Source organism: Rossellomorea sp. ABR4_012 (genome assembly GCF_056159545.1).
Genome location: NZ_JBSWVK010000008.1, coordinates 1 through 19114, shown reverse-complemented (window position 1 = coordinate 19114; position 19114 = coordinate 1). Strand labels below are relative to the sequence as shown.

The window sequence follows — 19114 nt, the reverse complement described above, 5'->3', positions numbered from 1 at the left end:
GCCCTTTCATATCTTCGCAGCATAACCCAGATACGCATCCCGAAGTGAAGAATAGTGATCAGAAATAGTAAGGTTTAATTGGCAGTGTGAACAGTTTATCCGAAGATTTGCTTTTGATTCCTGATACGGTGTCACACCATGGCATCTGCAGCAAAAAATATTCATGGTTCTCTCTCCGTGACCTATGTATTGCGCTTCATCTTCTGTAAAGCCGATATCTTCTGCCAATAACCTTATATCCCGGAGTCGATTCCAAGATGCAGATACATATAAATAACTTCCCATCTTCTGATCGCGCAGCCATGAAGCTAACTCCGCCAAATCGGCTTCACACATTTCAATTGGAAGATTATATTGGGACACTTCCTCAATGATAGGCTGTATTTTTTTCATACCTTCTTCATCGCCGCAGAATAAATACATTCTTCTTCCGGGTATAAATGTGAAGTGATTACTGCTATCCAACATATTTCACCCGCTCTCTTTCATTCTGGCCTCTAAATAATGCATTACCGGTTCTTTAAAAAGTGCAATCCCCTTGTACTCAGAGATGGACTCCGGCAGTTCCCCGAGTATCTGATAAAACTGTTGAAGCCAATCAGGATTTGAGGCAAACGCTTCGAGGGACAGCAAATGAGTATGAATGGTAAAAAGAATTCCATTCGATCCCGGCATCCTGAAGAGCTTCTGGACTTCGACCCTGAAGTGAACAAACTCCCCTGCATTGTCTTTTGTGACCTTCCTTCTATCGGCACCCCATTTATCGAAGGTTTCGAGTGAAGTATCCAAACGGTTCCCCGCCATCAGTGACCAGTTCCTGCGTACCCACGGATCCCCTGCTTCCATCCTCAACAAAAAGGTGAGAATCCGCTCATCCAGTCCCTCTTCCTTGAATCCTGGAATCGGTCTATGAATCTCCTTAAACGTCATGCCTGCATTAAATGCAAGCGACCAATTTGCAGGAAAGCAAAGCTGACCTGCGTCTAGATATAGATTACCGTCCCTTTGCATCATAAAGATCAAATCTTCCTGGACGTGCTTTCCGATAAAATCCAGAGGCTGACAAGGAAGACTGGATTCGTCGCCATATATGAAGGTATGTTCATCGTTCAGAATGTTGTTTCGAAACGTCCACTTCCGATTGCTTTTCTCAACGGAAAAATGCTGGGGATAATACGTAACCAAATGATCAATCACTGTGCTCACAACTTCCCACTGTGATTGAAGGCTATGGGGAAGGGATTGAAAGCAGCGTTCAGGATGATCCTTAAGGAGGATTCGTTTCAGCTTCATTTCTTCTTTATATTTCGGAGTCACTTCGATGCAGCTTGGTGTATGTAAAGGAATGGAATTGTTGGAATAGCGGTAGACTGGATCTTTGAATGGATATGGAAAGTCGCTCATAGCTGAAGCTTTCATCATATGATCATCCTTTTTCGGAAAATTCTTTCTTTTTATTTTATAGGAAAATGATTCGTATTTGAAGGGGATATCATATAAAAAAACCTTTCCCTTTTTTATGAGAAAGGCATTTAGATTATTTGGCCGGGGCACCCGGGGGGATGTAGGCAGGAGGCACTTTCAGCCAGCCGCGTTCTTTCATTTTCGTTTTCAAGTCCATTCCCAACACAGATTTCTCCGATTGGAATCTCATCCACATCAAGCCGATATCATTCCGGACACTTTGACTATTATTGGTTGCGCACATGACGATGTTAGTTGCAATCTTCGCTGAAATCAGATTGGCAATCTCGGAGTCTGTCGCTTTTACCCCGAGAGGAACACTATTTGGATCGGATACCGGTTTCTTTTCAGAAGTATCCGACAGAGGGATTCCTTCTTTCAACATAAACTCTTCTATCGTCTGCATTTGGTGAAGAGCCAGTTTCTTTGTATCATTTAAGAGTTCAACCAAGTCTTTATCCGTCGTTGTATTTAACGCTGCTTCGAGGATTGGTATCTCTTCCGCAATGGCTGTGTAATAAAGCCAGAAGCCCATGGCTTCACCCACATGCGGACGCGGTTTCGGTTCATCATCGAACCGTGTTTTTAAATAATCGAACAATGCTTCAAGCGTATTAGGCACAGGAGATCACCTCATCGAAATAGTTATTATCGATTAGGATATCCTGAAATTGGGAAATTAATCATACATATTTAAAAGGTGACAAAAGCCCGTCCCTCAATGCTTTAAAGCGTTGAGGGACGGGCCTCTAACGTTATTGAAGAGGGATTTTTACATGTCCTTTTATCCAGGATGGATAGTCTTGGAGTTCGAGTGTGATCGGTGACAAGCTGTCATTCTTGGAGTACGGAAAACCGAATTCATCTTCTCCCGTCTTCACGAAACTTTGTAAATCATATTTATTTCCACTGGCGTCTTTGTAGGAATTAAATGCGTTGATATCATTGACTTGTTCGTAAGCTTTATCCCAAGAGAACAGCAGTAAGTCGTCTTCGAACTTTACTGAAGCCAAACGCTCATCAGGAGCCTCAAGAATTTTTTCTTCAGAAGGATCGACGACCACTTCTAATCGATCGTTATCAAGAGCCCTGATGGAATTGAAAGCGAGAAATAATTGTTCTGGTTTTTCAAAGTAATTGCTTTGCAGATAATAGGTCTTTTTATCGAAATCACCGGTGGACACGACTCCATCAGCTATTTTCGACCAGATTTCTCCGTTCTCATCCACCAGCCTCAGGTCCTCGATATTGAAAATCCTCATCGAATTCGACGATGGAAATTCAAACGAAACCGCTGTACGAGTTGGAGCCACCCTTACATCACCTACATGAATTTCCTGTCCCTCTACTGTAAAAGTCTTGTCTACTCGAACGGTTCTTGTTTTCCCGACCTTATTATGGTTAATCGTTAAAGGAATTCGCCATTCCCCGCTTAACTCATCTTCACCATTCTCCAACTGCAGAACAAACTCATAGTTCCGTTCTATTAGAGGCTGTTCCAGCCCGATGGTTGAGGAATACAACTTTTCTTTATCATTTAAATCTTCTCCGCCAAAAGATAAAGCAGTGACAGGAATCGAATCCCCTTCTTCCGTTTGAATATCTATTCTAGAAGAATGTACTTTCTCCAATGAACGGCCGCTTGAATCAATGGAATAAAACAACACAATCTGCTCTTCATCCAAGATAAACGAGTCCAGTGTGACGATTATTCCATGATGTTCATCCGATTCCCCTGCCATCTGTACATGATCGTTCTCGATTGTCGATAGTAATCCCTTATCCATTCTTACCAGCTCTACAATTTTCTCCATACCAGGCATGCCGCTCACCAACCGCGCAAAGTCAGTTGACATGCGAAGTGATCCAGCAAATATTCCAATGATCAACACCGCAGCTGCAGATGCAATCCAAGCCCGGACAGCCTGATTCCTTCTCGACGAACGCTTGCCTTTTCGGATCCCGGAAAAAATCGCTTCTTCCAATCGATGATGCGGCATTGATTGATCCTCCATCTTCTGTTTCGCTTCAGACAGCTTTTTTTCTTCGTGTTCATACATGGAAGTCACCCTCCTTTTCTTTCAACTGATTGCGGAGCAGGCCCAATCCTTTGTACAGCCATGTTTTCACGGTACCTTCGGGACATTCAAGTGTTTCGGCAATTTCACTGATTTTCAAATCATGAAGATATTTGAGCATAATCACATTCCTGTAGGGCTGTTCCAATGAATGAATCGCGTCCTCCGTTTCAAAAGAGCTGCGCTGGGGTGGACCTTCCATTGAGTGAAGGAGCTGATCGTCATAAATGACACGTTTCTTTTTCTTGATTTCATCATTGCAATAATTCAACAGGATCCGAATCAGCCATGTGGTGAAGTATTCATTCTTCCTCAGTTTCTTGATCCCTTTATATGCTCGGTATGTCGTTTCCTGAATCGCCTCGATGGCGTCTTCTTCATTTTTCAAATACGATATGGCCATACGATAAAGCTGTTCTTTATGTGACAGGATCAATTGATACAGAGCATCCTCATCACCCTTTTTCGCTTTCTTGACCATGGTGAGATCCAGCTCACTCATCAGGAATTCCCCCTTCCCTCTATTGATTAGACATCCCAGTGCAGGAAAAGTTTTAGTGAATTTGATTTTTTTAAAAAAAACCAAAAATGGGCTTCCACCTCACAGGGGTATGAGATGGAACCCCAGACTTTTTACGAACAAAAAACCAACTCTATGCATTAAATCAAACGGAGAATAATGACTATCATGAAGTTGGCGTTACTCAACTTTCTGATTACCATTCATCTTCTCTTCATAGTAAGCAACCAATTCTGGATAAGCCTCCAACTCTTTTTTTCCTGTCTCATTAAGTTGGTAGACGCCTCGTTGCACCCGGTCGAACCATTTGTAATAATTCTTTTGCAAAATGGATGGAGTTTTGTCTCCTGTCCCGAGCTCTTTTAATCCTTTTGGAGACAGCTGTCCATATTTCTCAAGACAGCAAGCGATTTGGATGCAGCTTTCTTTATAGGCCGTCATGATTTTCCTCTTATTGCTGCCGCCGATATTATAATCAGCGCTCCGGCCTTCAATTTCCTTTATCAGGGCAGTCCTTTTCCGTTTGCTGTATGTCATGACTTTCTTGCGGTCAAATGGCTGGGGATGCGCCACAAATTCAATCTTCGGCCTTTTCGTCAACGATACTGTGATCAATCCCAGCTCCAGTCTTTTTACCAAATGGCATATGTCATTCCATCTTCTCGAACGGGTCCGCTTTGGTTTAGGGATCGCGATATAGACAAGGTCGGTCAGCCTTTGACGTTTTGCAGCCTGGATCAATAAATCGATCGTCAATGAAAGCTTTAGTTCGACGATGATCAATTCTTCCCCTTTCACTGCCGTCAGGTCGCAATCGTTCACTTCACCGTTGACCTTGTATCCGAGTTTTGTAAAATGCTTTTGAATGGGCTGATAGAGGTCGGCTTCTTTTCTTTTTTTCTCCGTCATATGTAAAACCTTCTTCGTGGATAATCTCTTTAATAAAAGTATAGACCATTTGTATTGGTTTGTAAGGGGTTTTATAGATTAAGAGAGGGACGGACCTGTATGAATGGTCCGTCCCTCAAGGATAATTAGTGTTCGATTGAATGATAGTACTTTATTGTTGAACTTTATACTTCCCAGCTTATTTCGGTAACAGCAGACTATGTGAGTGTGAGTTAATTAGAATGATTATTGAAAGATCATAAAATTAAAAAACGGAGCGTATTTTTTGTCGAATGGATCATAAATCTGCAGATAGGATCATATTTCTCCAAAACGGATCATAAAATCCCAGCTGGGATCATATTTTTCGTGAACCTTCATAAAGCCTCTCTCCGACTGACAAATCAGCCTTTATATCAAGCTTTTTCGTACTCTGCACCAATACTTGCAGAATTGCACTCAATACTTGCAGAACTTCATTCAAAACTACATTATTTCACACACTGCCAGAGGTTTCTGTCACGATAACTCAGCTGTTGCTGTTTAACAAAGTCCAGCACACTTTTCATTAAATCAGTTCTCAAGCACTTTTATTGCGAAGCTTTTCAACCTCATCAGCGACAAATTGGACGGATGTGCCGACGACGACTTGAATGGAGTTGGAACCTGTGACCTTTATCCCCGGAACACCGGTCGCTTTGATCCTTTGTTGATCGACGGCATCCATATTTTTCACTTCCACACGAAGACGGGTGATGCAGTTTTCAACAGACGTGACATTCATATCTCCGCCAAGACCGGCATAAATCTCTGCTGCCATTGCCGCAAATTTGTCTTTCTGTGAGACGGGATCGGCGATGGCCCCCTCCTCTGTATCTTCTTCACGTCCAGGTGTCATCAAATTGAACTTGGCAATCAGGAAGCGGAACAGGAAGTAATAAATAAGCGCAAAGACGATTCCCTGAAGAAGGAGCATATATGGCATATTTGCAAGTGGAAGTCTCGAGCTGAGTAAAAAGTCGACGAAACCTGCACTGAAGCCGAACCCGGCTGTCCATTGGAAGAATGACGCAATGGCAAGGGATAAACCGGTCAGCGCCGCATGTGCTACATAGAGAGCTGGAGCTACGAACATAAATGCAAATTCAAGAGGTTCTGTCACCCCTGTAAAAAATGAAGCAAAACCGGCGGCCAGCATAAGTGAAGCGACCTGCTTCTTCTTCGCAGGCTTGGCTGCATGATACATGGCAAGCCCTGCTGCAGGAAGCCCGAACATCATGACCGGGAAGAATCCAGCTTGATACATTCCTGTAACACCTTTCTCTCCATTGCCGGACCAGAAGTTCCCTATATCATTGATTCCAGCCACATCAAACCAGAAGACGGAATTCAATGCATGGTGAAGCCCGGTCGGGATCAGAAGGCGGTTGAAGAACCCATAAAGTCCTGCTCCCGTGAAGCTTAATGCACTGATTTCCTTACCAAACGACACAAGTGCAGTATAAATGACCGGCCAAACAAATAGCATGACTCCGGATACGACAAGCATCGCTACAGCCGACATGATCGGAACTAATCGTTTGCCGCTGAAGAACGCCAGCGCATCCGGCAGTTTCACATGACTGAAACGGTTATACATGCTTGCTGCTACAAGTCCTGAAAGGATTCCGACGAATTGATTCCCGATTTTAGCAAATGCAGGGTTGACACTTTCAGGGTCCACTCCTTGAAGCATCGCTACAGAACCGGAAGAAAGCAATGTTGTAATGACGAGATACGCAACCAATCCGCTCAGTGCAGCTGAACCATCCCTTGCTTTCGCCATACCCAGTGCCACCCCGACAGCGAATAAGATAGCCATATTATCAATGATAGACGCACCGGCCTTGATCAAGAAAGCCGCTACGGGGCTATCTGCTCCCCAGCCTGTCGGATCGATCCAATAACCGATCCCCATCAGGATCGCCGCTGCCGGCAGGACGGCAACCGGCAGCATCAATGACCGTCCGATCCTTTGTAAATAATTCATCATTTTCTTTTCCCCCTATCTTGTCAGTTCTCGGTTGATTCCTCTTTGACCCACTCATAGATAGCCGTGACATCACTTCCTGTCGTTCTGGATGCTGGAGGTTTAGTCAGGTTATGGACAAAACTCCTCTAGTAGAAACTATTCAAAAGTGGACCAGTTTAGAATCATTTGTATATACCAATGCAAACCCTTTCATTTATTTTCTCCTTAATGGACAACGGAGAAAAGAGACTTATGACTTAGTAGAATAGTTGCGGAAAATAATTGAAGGGTTGGTTGGTTTTTTCCTTGTGAATATGTCGACACATTGATCAGTTCAGTGAATTCAATAAACCTCCTCAGCAGAATGCCAAGGAGGCGTGATTTCCCGTTATTTATTCATTATTGTTCCGTTAGGCCTGAAATTCTCTTCCATCCCATTCACCACCATATTCACCGTCATAATCAACAATGAGTAAGCAAAGACAGGAAAGGCAATAATGGCAGGCTCCAGCAATAACTCTTTATAGCGGGTGCCGATGATGCCCGCCCATTCAAACACAGGGGTATAGTAGACAACGAACTGATCGTGCTCCTGCCCCGACCGGATATTCGTTCCTCCTATAAAAATATGAAAAATGGCGAGATGCAGAATGAGGGTCAGCACTTGTACAAACTGTCTTCCGAATAGAATCAAAAGCCGGGGAAACAAATGAGGGAAGACATGCACTTTTGATATATGCCATCGATTTCCCCCGAGCACCCGGGCGCTTTCCATAAAATCAAATGTATGGATATGATCGGCCGTTTCAGCGACCACCTTCACAAGGGTGGGAACACCGACAATCGTCAGTACAACGAGTTGCAAAACGATTGCCTCCCCGAATGACAAAGGAGGTGTACTTCTCAAATTATATAAAATATAGGGAGCCAGCCAAATGATGGCCAAAAGAGACTGAGGGATATAATGAAAAGCTTGAAAAAATCCGGTCATCCACCAGGATGCGACCACCCTCCTCGCCATCAATCCAAGAACACCGGCAGTCAGTACCCTTATCGCTGTTACCAACAACGCAAACATAACGGTCCACTTAGCACCGGAAATGATCAAATGAAAGAGATCATTTCCTTCTCGATCCGCTCCCAGCCAGTGAGTCTTGGAAATCGGATATGGCGGAGTATCAATCAATGCACCATTCTCATCATACATAAATCTCTCCACTTCAGGTGCTTCCCGAAAGATCGTCCAGCCAAAGCTGAGAAGCAGTGTGACCATGAGTACGATCAAACCCATATAATAGGATTTTATCCTTCCTTTCTTCATTCTCCCGTGTCCCCAATCGTTTTCGCATAGAATTTTTCCCGATAATGTATCGTTCCTTTTATGCCTGCAAAAAAAGGTGTCATGAGCATGATGATAAGGAAGGCGCGTGAAGAGGCAGGCTGATCTCCTATGATGAAGCTCATGACACCTTCACTATGAAACAACAACTCCAATACGATCAGATTCGTGAAAACGAGAAGAATCAGTGCAGGCACATGTGCGATTGCTTCCATCATTGTATTCCTGAACAGATGATGTAACGAGATATACCCTTTACTGAGCCCTTTTGACTTTGCAAATAAGACATATTCCTTTTCCTTCTCTTCATCGATCAATAGCGTCTGCAGCCGGAATAAATAGATGGCCGGGACGATGCTCAATGTAAATAGAGGAAGGAAGAAAAGTCGATGCTGCGGCGTGGAATAAGCTGCTGCAATTTCCCAGCCGGTTTGCTTATAGATCCATACTACCGCTAACTGTATACTGAAAATAAAAAACACATCAGGGAGAGCCTCCATAACCTGAGCCAGCATAACGACATATCTCCTTATTGAAGAGCTGCAGCATGATACCAACACACTTGCTGTAGAAGCCGTCGCCACTGCAATCAACAGACTGCCTGCCAACAGGAGGAAGCTGTAAGAATAAAGGTCTAACATGTACGGAAATAACGGCTTTTCCGTCATCTGCTGGTGAAATACTACGGAGCGTGCTTCCGGCATCTTCGGAAAAGATCTGGTTTCAGAATGAGAATAATATGAAAGTTCTCCCGGCCTGGAGATTTCTTCTGCAATGGTATAAACAGAGCCGGCAAAGCTGTTCACCCCTGTAACCAGCGAGGGTGAAGCAAGTAAGAAAATGATTCCAAAACAAGTCTGCACATACTCAAAAAACCCCTTCTTTGCACCTATATAAATACTCTTCATGTCAGATCCGGCTCATAAATGAATTGTTCTAATAAAGGAAGGGATATAAATTGGCTGAGATCGGCTCTTAAAGACTCGATCCTTTTCCTGTTTCCGCTATAAAAAATGTAGTACCCCCTTCTCTCACTCTTCACCAGCCCCGCTCTTTGAAGAATCTTGATATGATTGGAAACAGTGGCTTCCGCCAACCGATGCTTTTCTGCCAGCTGCTTTGTACTGTATGGGTGGGTCAATACATCACGTAAAATCTTTAATCGGCTGGCTTCTCCCAACGCTTTGAACAAGTCTATCAAATCATCCGGCGGCTCATCGTCCCCTGCCTCCATTTCAGGCACTGCGACATGGAGTCCCAAACAGATCCTTGCAGGATGGACTCCAAGCATGACGTGAGGCGTGATGAATGTAGAAGGCTGAAAGGTGATCCGGCTATATTCCTTCAAACGAAATTCATATGTTTCTCCTTTTTGAACCTTGAGACTCACTGAATCTACAGAAACATCCGGATGCACTTCATTTAAAGCCGTCAGCAGGTGGTGATCAAGCTTTTGCTGGAACACAGCGGATGCTTTGGCTATCCATGGTTGAATCCTAAATAACTCCCGTGCAAACAGTTTCTCGTTATATTCATAGAACAAATGATGAAGTCTTTCTTTCCATTTCCCCGGGTTTGAAACTAGCTCCTTCTGCTCAATCGTCAAAGGCGACCCCCGATAATCCGTTCTCCATGCCCTGATATCAGCCATCGAATACTGCTCCCCCAACAGATAGAATACAAATGCATCGTCCTTCATGCTGCAAATAAATTCAATCGCTTCCTCCGGTGTTTTTTCATTCAATTCATATTCATTCCGTATATTGATCAAATAGAACCAATCATATGATAGGGCTCCCACTCTGCGGATTTCCTCAAGCATCCTGCCCGGCAGCATCGTTGCCGCCTCTTCAGCCCATTTCTTCCTGTAAGGATGGTGAACCGGATTACTGAGCACATGCATACTCGCAATCATTTCATTAAAAGGTGAAAAAGCAATTTCTATATTCATCAACATCCTCCACAACTGATTAGATGATCACCTAATCAAATTTGATAATTCTGTAAATTAAGAATAATTTACAGAATCAGGGTGTTGCTGTCAATAAAAAATATCATCTCCCTTCACTTCGACCATTTCTGAACACAAAAACAGACCTCCAGGGAAGGGGTCCCGTGGAGGTCTGTCAATTTATTGATTATGGAAGTTCAGTTGTACCCATCAAGAAACGGTCGCATTCACGTGCGGCCCCGCGTCCTTCGTTGATGGCCCAGACGATCAAGCTTTGACCGCGGCGCATATCTCCAGCTGCGAAGACGCCTTCGACATTTGTCATGTACTTATCGTATTCGGCATCAACAGTGGAGTTGCTTTTCGTTTCGATTTCAAGCTCCTTCAACAAGCCTTGTTCAGGACCGCTGAACCCGATCGCAAGAAGAACAAGGTCAGCCGGCCATACTTTTTCTGTGCCGGGAAGTTCTTCACGGATACGATTGCCGTTTTCATCAATCTTCAATGAAACATTCACCGTATGAACTTCTTTGATATGTCCTTCTTCGTCGCCGACAAATTTCTTCGTCATGACGGCATAGGCACGCGGATCATGACCGAATACTTCTTCTGCTTCCTTCTGTCCGTATTCCACACGATGGATGATCGGATATTGCGGCCAAGGGTTCCCCACTTCATCGCGGATCGCCCCTTTTTTCGCATAGATATCAAATTGCGTCAGGCTCTTGCAGTTATGTCTGATGGAAGTCGCGAGGCAATCTGTACCTGTATCTCCCCCACCGATGACAATCACATTTTTACCTGCTGCAGAAAGATAGTTTCCATCTTCAAAATTTGAATCCAATAAGCTTTTTGTGTTCGCATGAAGGAAATCCATTGCATAATGCACGCCTTTTAAGTTTCTTCCTTCAACTTCTAAATTACGATGAACGGTCGCACCTCCGCAAAGGATGACTGCATCAAATTCACTTTTTAGTTCTGAAGAGGAAATATCCTTTCCTACTTCTGTATTCGTAACAAACTTGATGCCCTCTTCTTCAAGAATATCCACACGTCGCTTTACGATAGAATATGGAAGTTTCATTTCAGGAATTCCATAGGTCAACAGTCCGCCAACGCGGTCATTTCGTTCAAATACCGTCACCAGATGACCTGCTTTGTTGAGCTGGGCAGCCGCCGCTAACCCCGCTGGACCCGAGCCGACCACTGCCACCCTTTTTCCAGTACGGATCTCAGGAGGCTGAGGCACGACCCAGCCTTCTTCAAACCCTTTCTCGATGATGGACCTTTCCACTGTTCGGATTGCGACAGGAGGTTCATTGATACCAAGTACACATGCCCCTTCACAAGGTGCAGGACAGGCAAAGCCTGTGAACTCCGGGAAGTTATTCATTTCATGCTCCCGCTTCAATGCTTCTTTCCATTGCCCTTGATACACCAAGTCATTCCACTCTGGAATCAGATGATAAACAGGGCAGCCCGTCGTGACACCTGCAAGCTCCATGCCGGACTGGCAGGTAGGGACCCCGCAGTCCATGCAACGTGCCCCTTGTTTCCTGACTTCTTCCTCTGAAAGCGGAAGTGTGTAATCATTCCAGTCTTTCGTACGTTCGGAAGGTTTCCTTTCATCTAGCGATTGTCTGTTGTACTCCATGAAACCAGTTGCTTTTCCCATTCATATCCCCCTTCTTTTTTATTGTATAAGAAAGTAAAATTTATCCTCGAGAATTGTCCAGCTCCAGCGCCTAGCCCCTCGAGACGTTTCGGTCCGCCCAATGAAGTCAAAGAACGACTTCACCGGTCGGCCCTCCAACGCTTGTCGGGGCTGAGCAAGGCGCTTCCGCTTTTCTATTGTCCAGCTCCAGGGCTTAGAGGCACATGTCATAAGTCAAATCGGCCAGGAAGGCAAAGAACGCCTTCATGGCCAATTCGCCTTATGCCACACGCCTCTGTTCAAAGCCCTTCCGCTTTTCTTATTTTGCTGGCTCTAAAATTTTTGTACTTTCCTCGAAGGCTGTCATTTCAGCTTCGTATTTCTCCAATCCACTGTTTTCCAGCTCTGAAATTCTCTCTTTCATCTTCAGATAGGATTTAGGGATCACTCGTACAAATTTGGATACATAGGCATCCCAATTAGCCAATATCTTTTTGCCATTCGCACTGTTTGTATAGTTAACGTAGTTTTGAATCAGATCATATACTTCCTTTGTTTCTTCCGGGTCGAATAATGGCTGCAGTAGGACAAGTTCCTTATTGCAGCGGGAACTGAACGACCCGTCCTCATCCAATACATAAGCGGTCCCGCCGGACATTCCTGCAGCAAAATTCCGCCCAGTACGGCCAAGGATGACCACCTTACCGCCGGTCATGTATTCACATCCATGGTCGCCCACGCCTTCTACGACTACATTCGCGCCGCTGTTTCTTACACAGAAGCGTTCACCGGCAATCCCATAGATGTATGCTTCACCAGCCGAAGCACCATAGAATGATACGTTCCCGATGATGGTATTTCGTTCAGGGATGAATGTTGAAGTAGGATCTGGATGGACGATGATTTTACCACCGGACAATCCTTTTCCTACGAAGTCATTCGCATCCCCGACAAGGCGTAACGTCAAACCTTTCGGAATATAGGCACCGAAGCTCTGACCTGCAGATCCCGTAAATTTCAAACGGATTGTGTCTTCCGGCAGACCTTCAGCCCCGTACCGCTTCGTTATTTCACTTCCAAGCATCGTACCGGTCACACGGTTGATGTTTCGGATGGCAGTCGAGACTTCGATCGGCTCCTTGTTTTCAATCGCTTTACGGCATCTCGGGATCAGTTCTTGGTAATCAAAAGTCTTCTCAAGCTCATGATCCTGATTTCTGACTGCATACCTGCTTACTTTCTCAGGTACATCCGGCTGATAAAGAAGCGCAGACAGGTCGAGTCCTTTCGCTTTCCAATGATCAATCGCTTCATTCGATTGCAAGACATCAGTTCTTCCGATCATTTCGTTGATCGTTCTGAAACCAAGCTGTGCCATCAACTCTCTTGCTTCCTGTGCAACAAATCTCATGAAGTTCGCCACATGCTCAGGGTCACCCATGTATTTCTTGCGAAGCTCTGGGTCCTGTGTCGCAATGCCGACAGGACATGTATTCATATGGCACACGCGCATCATGACACAGCCAAGGACTACAAGCGGTGCCGTTGAAAAACCGAATTCTTCTGCTCCCAATAGGGAAGCTACAACCACATCACGGCCAGTCATCATTTTCCCGTCTGTCTCAACGACTATACGGTCACGCAGGCGGTTCAATAGCAGGGTTTGATGTGCTTCTGCAAGTCCTATTTCCCAAGGCAGGCCGGTATGCTTCAAGCTCGTTCTCGGAGCGGCACCTGTTCCTCCGTCGTATCCTGAGATCAGTACAACATCCGCACGGCCTTTTGCCACACCTGCAGCAATCGTCCCAACACCTACTGCCGATACCAATTTCACGCTGATCCGCGCCTGTGGGTTTGCGTTTTTCAAGTTATGAATCAATTCTGCAAGGTCCTCGATTGAATAAATGTCATGGTGAGGAGGCGGTGAAATAAGCTCTACGCCAGGTGTCGATCCGCGCACCTCTGCTACCCATGGGTAAACCTTTTTACCAGGCAGGTGTCCACCTTCGCCTGGCTTGGCGCCTTGAGCGACTTTTATCTGGATTTCATCCGCATTGACAAGATAATGGCTCGTCACACCGAATCGTCCGGATGCAACCTGCTTGATCGAGCTGCGGCGCAGGTCTCCATTTTCATCACGAGTGAAACGGTTTGGATGCTCGCCGCCTTCACCGGAGTTGCTTCGCCCGCCGATGCGGTTCATGGCAATCGCCAGTGCTTCATGGGCTTCCTGACTGATTGAACCGAATGACATCGCACCTGTCTTGAATCTCTTGCAGATTTCTTCCACCGATTCAACCTCCTCGATCGGAACCGGCTGTCTCTCCTTAAAGGAAAGCAGTCCGCGCAGAGATTGCAGGTTTTGTTTCTCATCTGTCAGCATCTTGGAATATTTCTTGAACGTTTCGAAATTATTCGTTCTGCATGCATGCTGAAGAGTATGAATCGTATTTGGATTATATTGGTGATCTTCACCATTTTTACGGTACTGGAATTCATCACCTGATTCCAGCGTACGATTGATGTCTTTCCTGTTCACAAAGGCCTTGCGGTGTCTCATCAACACTTCTTTTTCAATGATATCGAGTTTGATCCCGCCTAACCTTGAAGCGGTACGAGTGAAGTATTTATCGATTACTTCTTTGTGAATACCGATTGCTTCAAAGATTTGGGCACCGCGGTAACTTTGAATCGTTGAGATTCCCATTTTAGAAAGCACCTTCATGACTCCATCAGTCGCAGCTTTCACATATGTCTTAACAGCTTCTCTGTGTGTCGTTTGCTGCAGCTCCCCTTTATTGACAAGCTCACGCAGGGATTCAAATGCCAAGTATGGAGTGATGGCTTCGGCACCGTAACCGAGAAGTGTTGCAAAGTGATGTACTTCCCTTGGTTCGCCTGATTCGACCAGCAGGCTGACCTTCGTACGTGAACGCTGACGGATCAGGTGCTGATGCAGGCCGGAAACCGCAAGGAGGGCAGGGATGGCTGCACGCTCTTTTGTCACCCCTCTGTCAGATAAGATCAGCAGGGTGGCTCCTTCTTTGATGGCCATGTCAGCTCTGGCGAATAATTTATCCAGCGCAACTTCCAGCTGGTCCTCTTCTTCCGTAACGTTAAACAAAGTCGATAATGTGACCGCCTTGAAGCCTTCTTCGTTCTGATAACGCAGTCTTTCAAGCTCTTCTGTTGTAAGGACAGGCGTCTCCAGACGGATATGCCTGCAGCTTTCCGGACCGGGATTGACAAGATTTCCTTCCGCCCCGATTGTTGTACCGACAGACGTAACGATTTGTTCACGTATCGCATCGATCGGCGGATTGGTTACCTGAGCAAACAACTGCTTGAAATAGTTATAAAGAAGCTGCGGTTTTTTCGATAGGACAGCAAGAGGAGAATCGTATCCCATCGAACCGACCGGATCTTTTCCATCCGTCACCATCGGTTTAATAATTTTATTGAGTTCCTCTGTTGTATAACCGAATGCCTGCTGCTGAACCAGCACTTCCTCAGAAGTGTAGATTTCTGAACCATATGGAGCTTCAGGCAGGTCTTTCAATTCTTTTTTATGATTGTTCAGCCAATGTCTGTACGGCTGCTCGTTTGCCACTCTGAGTTTGATCTCTTCATCCGGGATCATTCTTCCTTTCTCCAAATCCACGAGGAGCATTTTCCCAGGTTGAAGACGATCTTTGTAGACGATATCATCAGCAAAAATATCCAAGGCCCCAACTTCAGACCCAAGGACAATCATGCCATTTTTTGTGACATAATATCTTGCAGGTCTAAGGCCGTTACGGTCAAGGCATGCCCCGATTTGTTTACCGTCTGTAAACACAAGCGCAGCCGGTCCGTCCCATGGCTCCATCAGGCAGCTGTGATATTCGTAGAAATCCTTTTTCTTCGGATGGATTGTATCATCATTTTCCCAAGGCTCCGGCACCATCATCATCGCTGTATGAGCGAGCGATCTTCCAGACAAATGAAGAAACTCAAATGCGTTATCGAACATGGATGAGTCACTGCCCGTCTCATCGATGACCGGAAGGATTTTCTCCAGATCTTCTTCACTGAAGGCAGAGGAGTGGCATAGCTGTTCACGCGCTCTCATCCAATTGACGTTCCCTCTTAATGTATTAAATTCTCCATTGTGGATGGTATATCGGTTAGGGTGTGATCGCTGCCAGCTTGGAAATGTATTCGTACTGAAGCGGGAATGCACCAGTGCCAGTGCGGATTGGAACTCAGGGTGATTGAGGTCGATGTAAAAGGAATCCAGCTGCTCGGGAATGAGCATCCCTTTGTATACAATGGTTGTTGAAGATAAGCTGCACAAGTATACATCCTTTAATTCCTCAATCTGTGATGTTTCTTTCTCGATTCGTTTTCGGATTACATAGAGCTTTCTTTCAAAGTCCATCCGTGTTTTCATTTCATCAGAAGCACCAATGAACACTTGCCTGATAAACGGCTTAGACTTTGAAGCGACTTTCCCAACAAAGGAATCATTGATTGGTACTGGTCTCCATCCAAGCGTCTTCTGTCCTTCTTCTTCAATGATGCGTTCAAATAATTCTTTACTCTGCATCCGGGAGTCATAATGTTCGGGAAGGAACACCATCCCTATTCCGTATTCACCTTCACCAGGCAAATGGATATCTTCTTTTTCACATTGCTTTTTGAAAAATCTGTGAGGAATTTGGGTAAGGATGCCTGCACCGTCACCAGTGCTTGTATCGGCGGATTGTCCTCCGCGGTGTTCAAGGTTACAAAGAATATTAATGGCGTTTTGGACGATGTTGTGTGATTTTCTGCCATCTATATTGGCAATCATCCCAATACCGCATGCTTCATGTTCATGCGCCGGATCATACAATCCCTGCGCCACAGGAAGATTATTTTTCATTCATAACGTCCCCCTCTTCTTAACTACTATTATTGAAAGATAATAAAATCTTTTAATGGAATTTTCTTAATTTTTGTTAGTATATCATGAAATTTAGAAAAAACGAAAAATTTAGTTAATGGTTCTAGCCCTTTTAAACCCTTTATTTGGAGAATATTGAGAAGAAAATCAGCAGGAAAATTTATCATTTGACTAAATTTTCAAAAACTTTAAAACCTTGCTATTTCAATAAAGAAATCGTTTACAAAAATATCATGCAGCGGGATACATAGTTATAGATTTTTTTGAATTTTTATGTGATTTTATTATGTAAAAAAATTTTTTTCAGAGGCGAAATTTTATTGGTATTTTACGTTTCATTGTAATGGATTGAGGGGTTACATAATAAATGTTATATATCCCGTTTTAGGATTGATGAAACTTTTCATAAAACAAAAAAATAACCTCACTGGGCAGGAGGTTATTTTTTGCTTTTTTCTAGTAACGCTTCGCTTTCTACCCGGTCCATGAAGTCAGTGACGACTTTGTTATTGTTTTTTTCTCCGCCGAGTTTGAGAAGGACTTTACCGAGGAAGTTCAGCCCTTTGTTCTGGCCGGTGTAGATGAAGTTTGTTTCTTCTTCATTTAATTTAACCAGGGTGAAGGTGGCTTCGACTTCAAATGCTTTTGCTAATGTGAACCCGATTTTGTTGTGTTTTCTTTCAGGCGTATTTTCATATTCCAGGTCTTCAACTATATAAGTCTCTATCCGTTTTCCTTCTTTGTACTTTTGTTGATACTTGGAACCGACCACGCCTTCTTTTCTTTCCAATACCTTGTTTTCAATCACATTCGGCATGATGCGCTGAATGTTTTCAAGTTCGAACAAGTTCCAGATCACTTCGATGTTCACCGGGATAACTCGTTCTTCGTGCCATTTAATCATTCATATCATCTCCTATTCCAAGTTCAAAAAAACCATCCATATCTTCAATAATTTCCTGAAGCCTTGCCACTTCTGCTTCTAACGCTTTTTTCTTTTCCCGGATCAATCCTTCCAGGTTTTCAAATGATTCATCGTTTACTACTCGCATCATTTCCTGGATGCTGAAATTGAACCTCCTCAAGTACACCAATAATCTGGCGACAAGGTATGAACCGTTATCATAATAGCGGTATTTGTTGTTCGGATCGATATAAACCGGTTGCAGTAATCCAATCTCAGCATAATAGCGAAGTGTCTCTTTACTTAGTCCTGTCATCTTCGAAAACTCACTTACTTTGTACATTCTGGCCACCTCTCACTACGATGATAAACTATGTAGTGCACTACATGGTCAATGTTTTTTTATCATTTGACACAAATACTGATGTTGATTTCCATGCAACAGCTAGCATCAATTAGAATAAAAAAATACTCCAATCCCAACCCCTCGACATTTTCCGGGAAATATTGGGTTATATTCGACAAAACTATTGGTTCCTATGGTGGAGATGTCAGTTACTTGTGACAAGTCCCCTTTTACCTGATACGATGGCTTTTACTTCTTCCACCGCCTCTTGGATTGTATTTACTTTCAGGATGATTTTCTGATCATCCCGGTAATGTTCTGCTGTATGTAAATATCTCGGGTCATAATAGTATTCAAGAAGCAATTCCAATACCGCTTCATAATTGCGGCTTTTCAGTTCTTCTTCGATCATATTGGCAATCGGGCTATGGATGCGGCGTTTGATTTGTCTGAATGCTTGGGTGAATTCTTCATGATGTTCATGAAGCTCGTATTCTTCAATGATATGAGCGACTCTATCTTTGATTGGCAGTTCAATAAAGATATGGGTGGCTTCTTCTTTTTTATTTAATAGGAAAGAAGGAAGCAGGATTTTACCGATCCGTTTACTTTCAGCTTCGAACAAGACGAATGGGGCTCGATCTAGACCTGTTACTTCTTTGACGAGAAGGGAATCGAACGTTTTCTGATTAACAGGGGTCATGCCAAGTGCACCGAACACTGAACCGCGGTGATTGGCCAGTCCCTCAATATCAAGGATCGGCAGACCCTGATTTTTCAGTTCGTGAAGGATAGCGGTTTTCCCAGTGCCTGTTCCACCATTCAGGACATATGCTTTCGGTATCATCTCAAGAGTTTCCAGCTGGTTCATGACCCACTTCCGATAAGCGCGCACACCCCCTTTGATCCGGTATGTACTGATTCCCATCAAATCGAGAAATGTCGCGGCAGCTTTACTTCTCATGCCTCCCCGCCAGCAGTACACTACTTTTTTCCCGGGAAGCTCTTTATATTGCTTAATGAAAGAAGGAA

The 19114-nt window shown here is 44.3% G+C and carries 15 protein-coding genes; all 15 read right to left on the bottom strand.

The genetic code is table 11. The annotated features are described in order from the left end of the window. Positions 1 to 6: 6 nt before the first annotated feature. Positions 7 to 468, bottom strand: a complete 462-nt coding sequence (locus ACXAFV_RS21625; protein WP_475129526.1) for a dimethylamine monooxygenase subunit DmmA family protein — start codon at positions 466 to 468, stop codon at positions 7 to 9. 3 nt (positions 469 to 471) lie between these two features. Beyond that, complete coding sequence (locus ACXAFV_RS21620; protein WP_475129524.1) at positions 472 to 1419, bottom strand: heme-dependent oxidative N-demethylase family protein; 948 nt, start codon at positions 1417 to 1419, stop codon at positions 472 to 474. A 118-nt stretch (positions 1420 to 1537) separates the two neighbouring features. Next, a complete protein-coding gene (locus ACXAFV_RS21615) occupies positions 1538 to 2086 on the bottom strand; it encodes a DUF3231 family protein (protein WP_475129522.1) in 549 nt (182 codons plus the stop codon). 133 nt (positions 2087 to 2219) lie between these two features. After that, positions 2220 to 3524: a DUF4179 domain-containing protein gene (locus ACXAFV_RS21610; protein WP_475129520.1), complete on the bottom strand. Its 1305-nt coding sequence runs from the start codon at positions 3522 to 3524 to the stop codon at positions 2220 to 2222. Next, positions 3517 to 4044 carry a sigma-70 family RNA polymerase sigma factor gene (locus tag ACXAFV_RS21605; RefSeq protein ID WP_475129518.1) on the bottom strand — a complete coding sequence of 176 codons (528 nt, stop codon included), beginning with the start codon at positions 4042 to 4044 and terminating at the stop codon, positions 3517 to 3519. Before ACXAFV_RS21605 ends, ACXAFV_RS21610 begins: the two co-directional genes overlap by 8 nt. Before the next feature lie 198 nt (positions 4045 to 4242). Beyond that, positions 4243 to 4971 carry a DUF2161 domain-containing phosphodiesterase gene (locus tag ACXAFV_RS21600; RefSeq protein WP_475129516.1) on the bottom strand — a complete coding sequence of 243 codons (729 nt, stop codon included), beginning with the start codon at positions 4969 to 4971 and terminating at the stop codon, positions 4243 to 4245. Between the two features lie 559 nt (positions 4972 to 5530). Beyond that, entirely contained in the window at positions 5531 to 6982 is a 1452-nt protein-coding gene (nagE, locus tag ACXAFV_RS21595) for an N-acetylglucosamine-specific PTS transporter subunit IIBC (RefSeq protein ID WP_475129514.1), read from the bottom strand. A gap of 367 nt (positions 6983 to 7349) precedes the next feature. After that, complete coding sequence (locus ACXAFV_RS21590; protein ID WP_475129512.1) at positions 7350 to 8282, bottom strand: ABC transporter permease subunit; 933 nt, start codon at positions 8280 to 8282, stop codon at positions 7350 to 7352. Further along, the gene (locus ACXAFV_RS21585; protein WP_475129510.1) at positions 8279 to 9208 is read right to left on the bottom strand and encodes an ABC transporter permease subunit; all 930 of its coding nucleotides are present in this window, start codon (positions 9206 to 9208) and stop codon (positions 8279 to 8281) included. The genes ACXAFV_RS21590 and ACXAFV_RS21585 overlap by 4 nt, the downstream gene beginning before the upstream one ends. After that, positions 9205 to 10251, bottom strand: a complete 1047-nt coding sequence (locus ACXAFV_RS21580) for an ArsR/SmtB family transcription factor (RefSeq protein WP_475129508.1) — start codon at positions 10249 to 10251, stop codon at positions 9205 to 9207. The genes ACXAFV_RS21585 and ACXAFV_RS21580 overlap by 4 nt, the downstream gene beginning before the upstream one ends. 187 nt (positions 10252 to 10438) lie before the next feature. Further along, positions 10439 to 11926: a glutamate synthase subunit beta gene (locus ACXAFV_RS21575; protein ID WP_475129506.1), complete on the bottom strand. Its 1488-nt coding sequence runs from the start codon at positions 11924 to 11926 to the stop codon at positions 10439 to 10441. A gap of 298 nt (positions 11927 to 12224) precedes the next feature. Continuing rightward, positions 12225 to 16811, bottom strand: a complete 4587-nt coding sequence (gltB, locus tag ACXAFV_RS21570) for a glutamate synthase large subunit (protein ID WP_475129505.1) — start codon at positions 16809 to 16811, stop codon at positions 12225 to 12227. A gap of 460 nt (positions 16812 to 17271) precedes the next feature. Next, positions 17272 to 17736 carry an SRPBCC family protein gene (locus tag ACXAFV_RS21565; RefSeq protein WP_475129503.1) on the bottom strand — a complete coding sequence of 155 codons (465 nt, stop codon included), beginning with the start codon at positions 17734 to 17736 and terminating at the stop codon, positions 17272 to 17274. Next, positions 17729 to 18079, bottom strand: a complete 351-nt coding sequence (locus ACXAFV_RS21560) for a MerR family transcriptional regulator (RefSeq protein WP_475129502.1) — start codon at positions 18077 to 18079, stop codon at positions 17729 to 17731. Before ACXAFV_RS21560 ends, ACXAFV_RS21565 begins: the two co-directional genes overlap by 8 nt. A gap of 208 nt (positions 18080 to 18287) precedes the next feature. Next, the coding region (gene mnmH / locus ACXAFV_RS21555; protein WP_475129501.1) for a tRNA 2-selenouridine(34) synthase MnmH at positions 18288 to 19114 on the bottom strand (827 nt) is incomplete at its 5' end.

Bases quoted from the DNA above. Each gene is read 5' to 3' on its own strand.
- ACXAFV_RS21625 (WP_475129526.1), bottom strand. From the start codon at position 468: ATGTTGGATAGCAGTAATCACTTCACATTTATACCCGGAAGAAGAATG.
- ACXAFV_RS21620 (WP_475129524.1), bottom strand. From the start codon at position 1,419: ATGAAAGCTTCAGCTATGAGCGACTTTCCATATCCATTCAAAGATCCA.
- ACXAFV_RS21610 (WP_475129520.1), bottom strand. From the start codon at position 3,524: ATGTATGAACACGAAGAAAAAAAGCTGTCTGAAGCGAAACAGAAGATG.
- ACXAFV_RS21605 (WP_475129518.1), bottom strand. From the start codon at position 4,044: ATGAGTGAGCTGGATCTCACCATGGTCAAGAAAGCGAAAAAGGGTGAT.
- ACXAFV_RS21600 (WP_475129516.1), bottom strand. From the start codon at position 4,971: ATGACGGAGAAAAAAAGAAAAGAAGCCGACCTCTATCAGCCCATTCAA.
- nagE (WP_475129514.1), bottom strand. From the start codon at position 6,982: ATGATGAATTATTTACAAAGGATCGGACGGTCATTGATGCTGCCGGTT.
- ACXAFV_RS21590 (WP_475129512.1), bottom strand. From the start codon at position 8,282: ATGAAGAAAGGAAGGATAAAATCCTATTATATGGGTTTGATCGTACTC.
- ACXAFV_RS21585 (WP_475129510.1), bottom strand. From the start codon at position 9,208: ATGAAGAGTATTTATATAGGTGCAAAGAAGGGGTTTTTTGAGTATGTG.
- ACXAFV_RS21580 (WP_475129508.1), bottom strand. From the start codon at position 10,251: ATGAATATAGAAATTGCTTTTTCACCTTTTAATGAAATGATTGCGAGT.
- ACXAFV_RS21575 (WP_475129506.1), bottom strand. From the start codon at position 11,926: ATGGGAAAAGCAACTGGTTTCATGGAGTACAACAGACAATCGCTAGAT.
- gltB (WP_475129505.1), bottom strand. From the start codon at position 16,811: ATGAAAAATAATCTTCCTGTGGCGCAGGGATTGTATGATCCGGCGCAT.
- ACXAFV_RS21565 (WP_475129503.1), bottom strand. From the start codon at position 17,736: ATGATTAAATGGCACGAAGAACGAGTTATCCCGGTGAACATCGAAGTG.
- ACXAFV_RS21560 (WP_475129502.1), bottom strand. From the start codon at position 18,079: ATGTACAAAGTAAGTGAGTTTTCGAAGATGACAGGACTAAGTAAAGAG.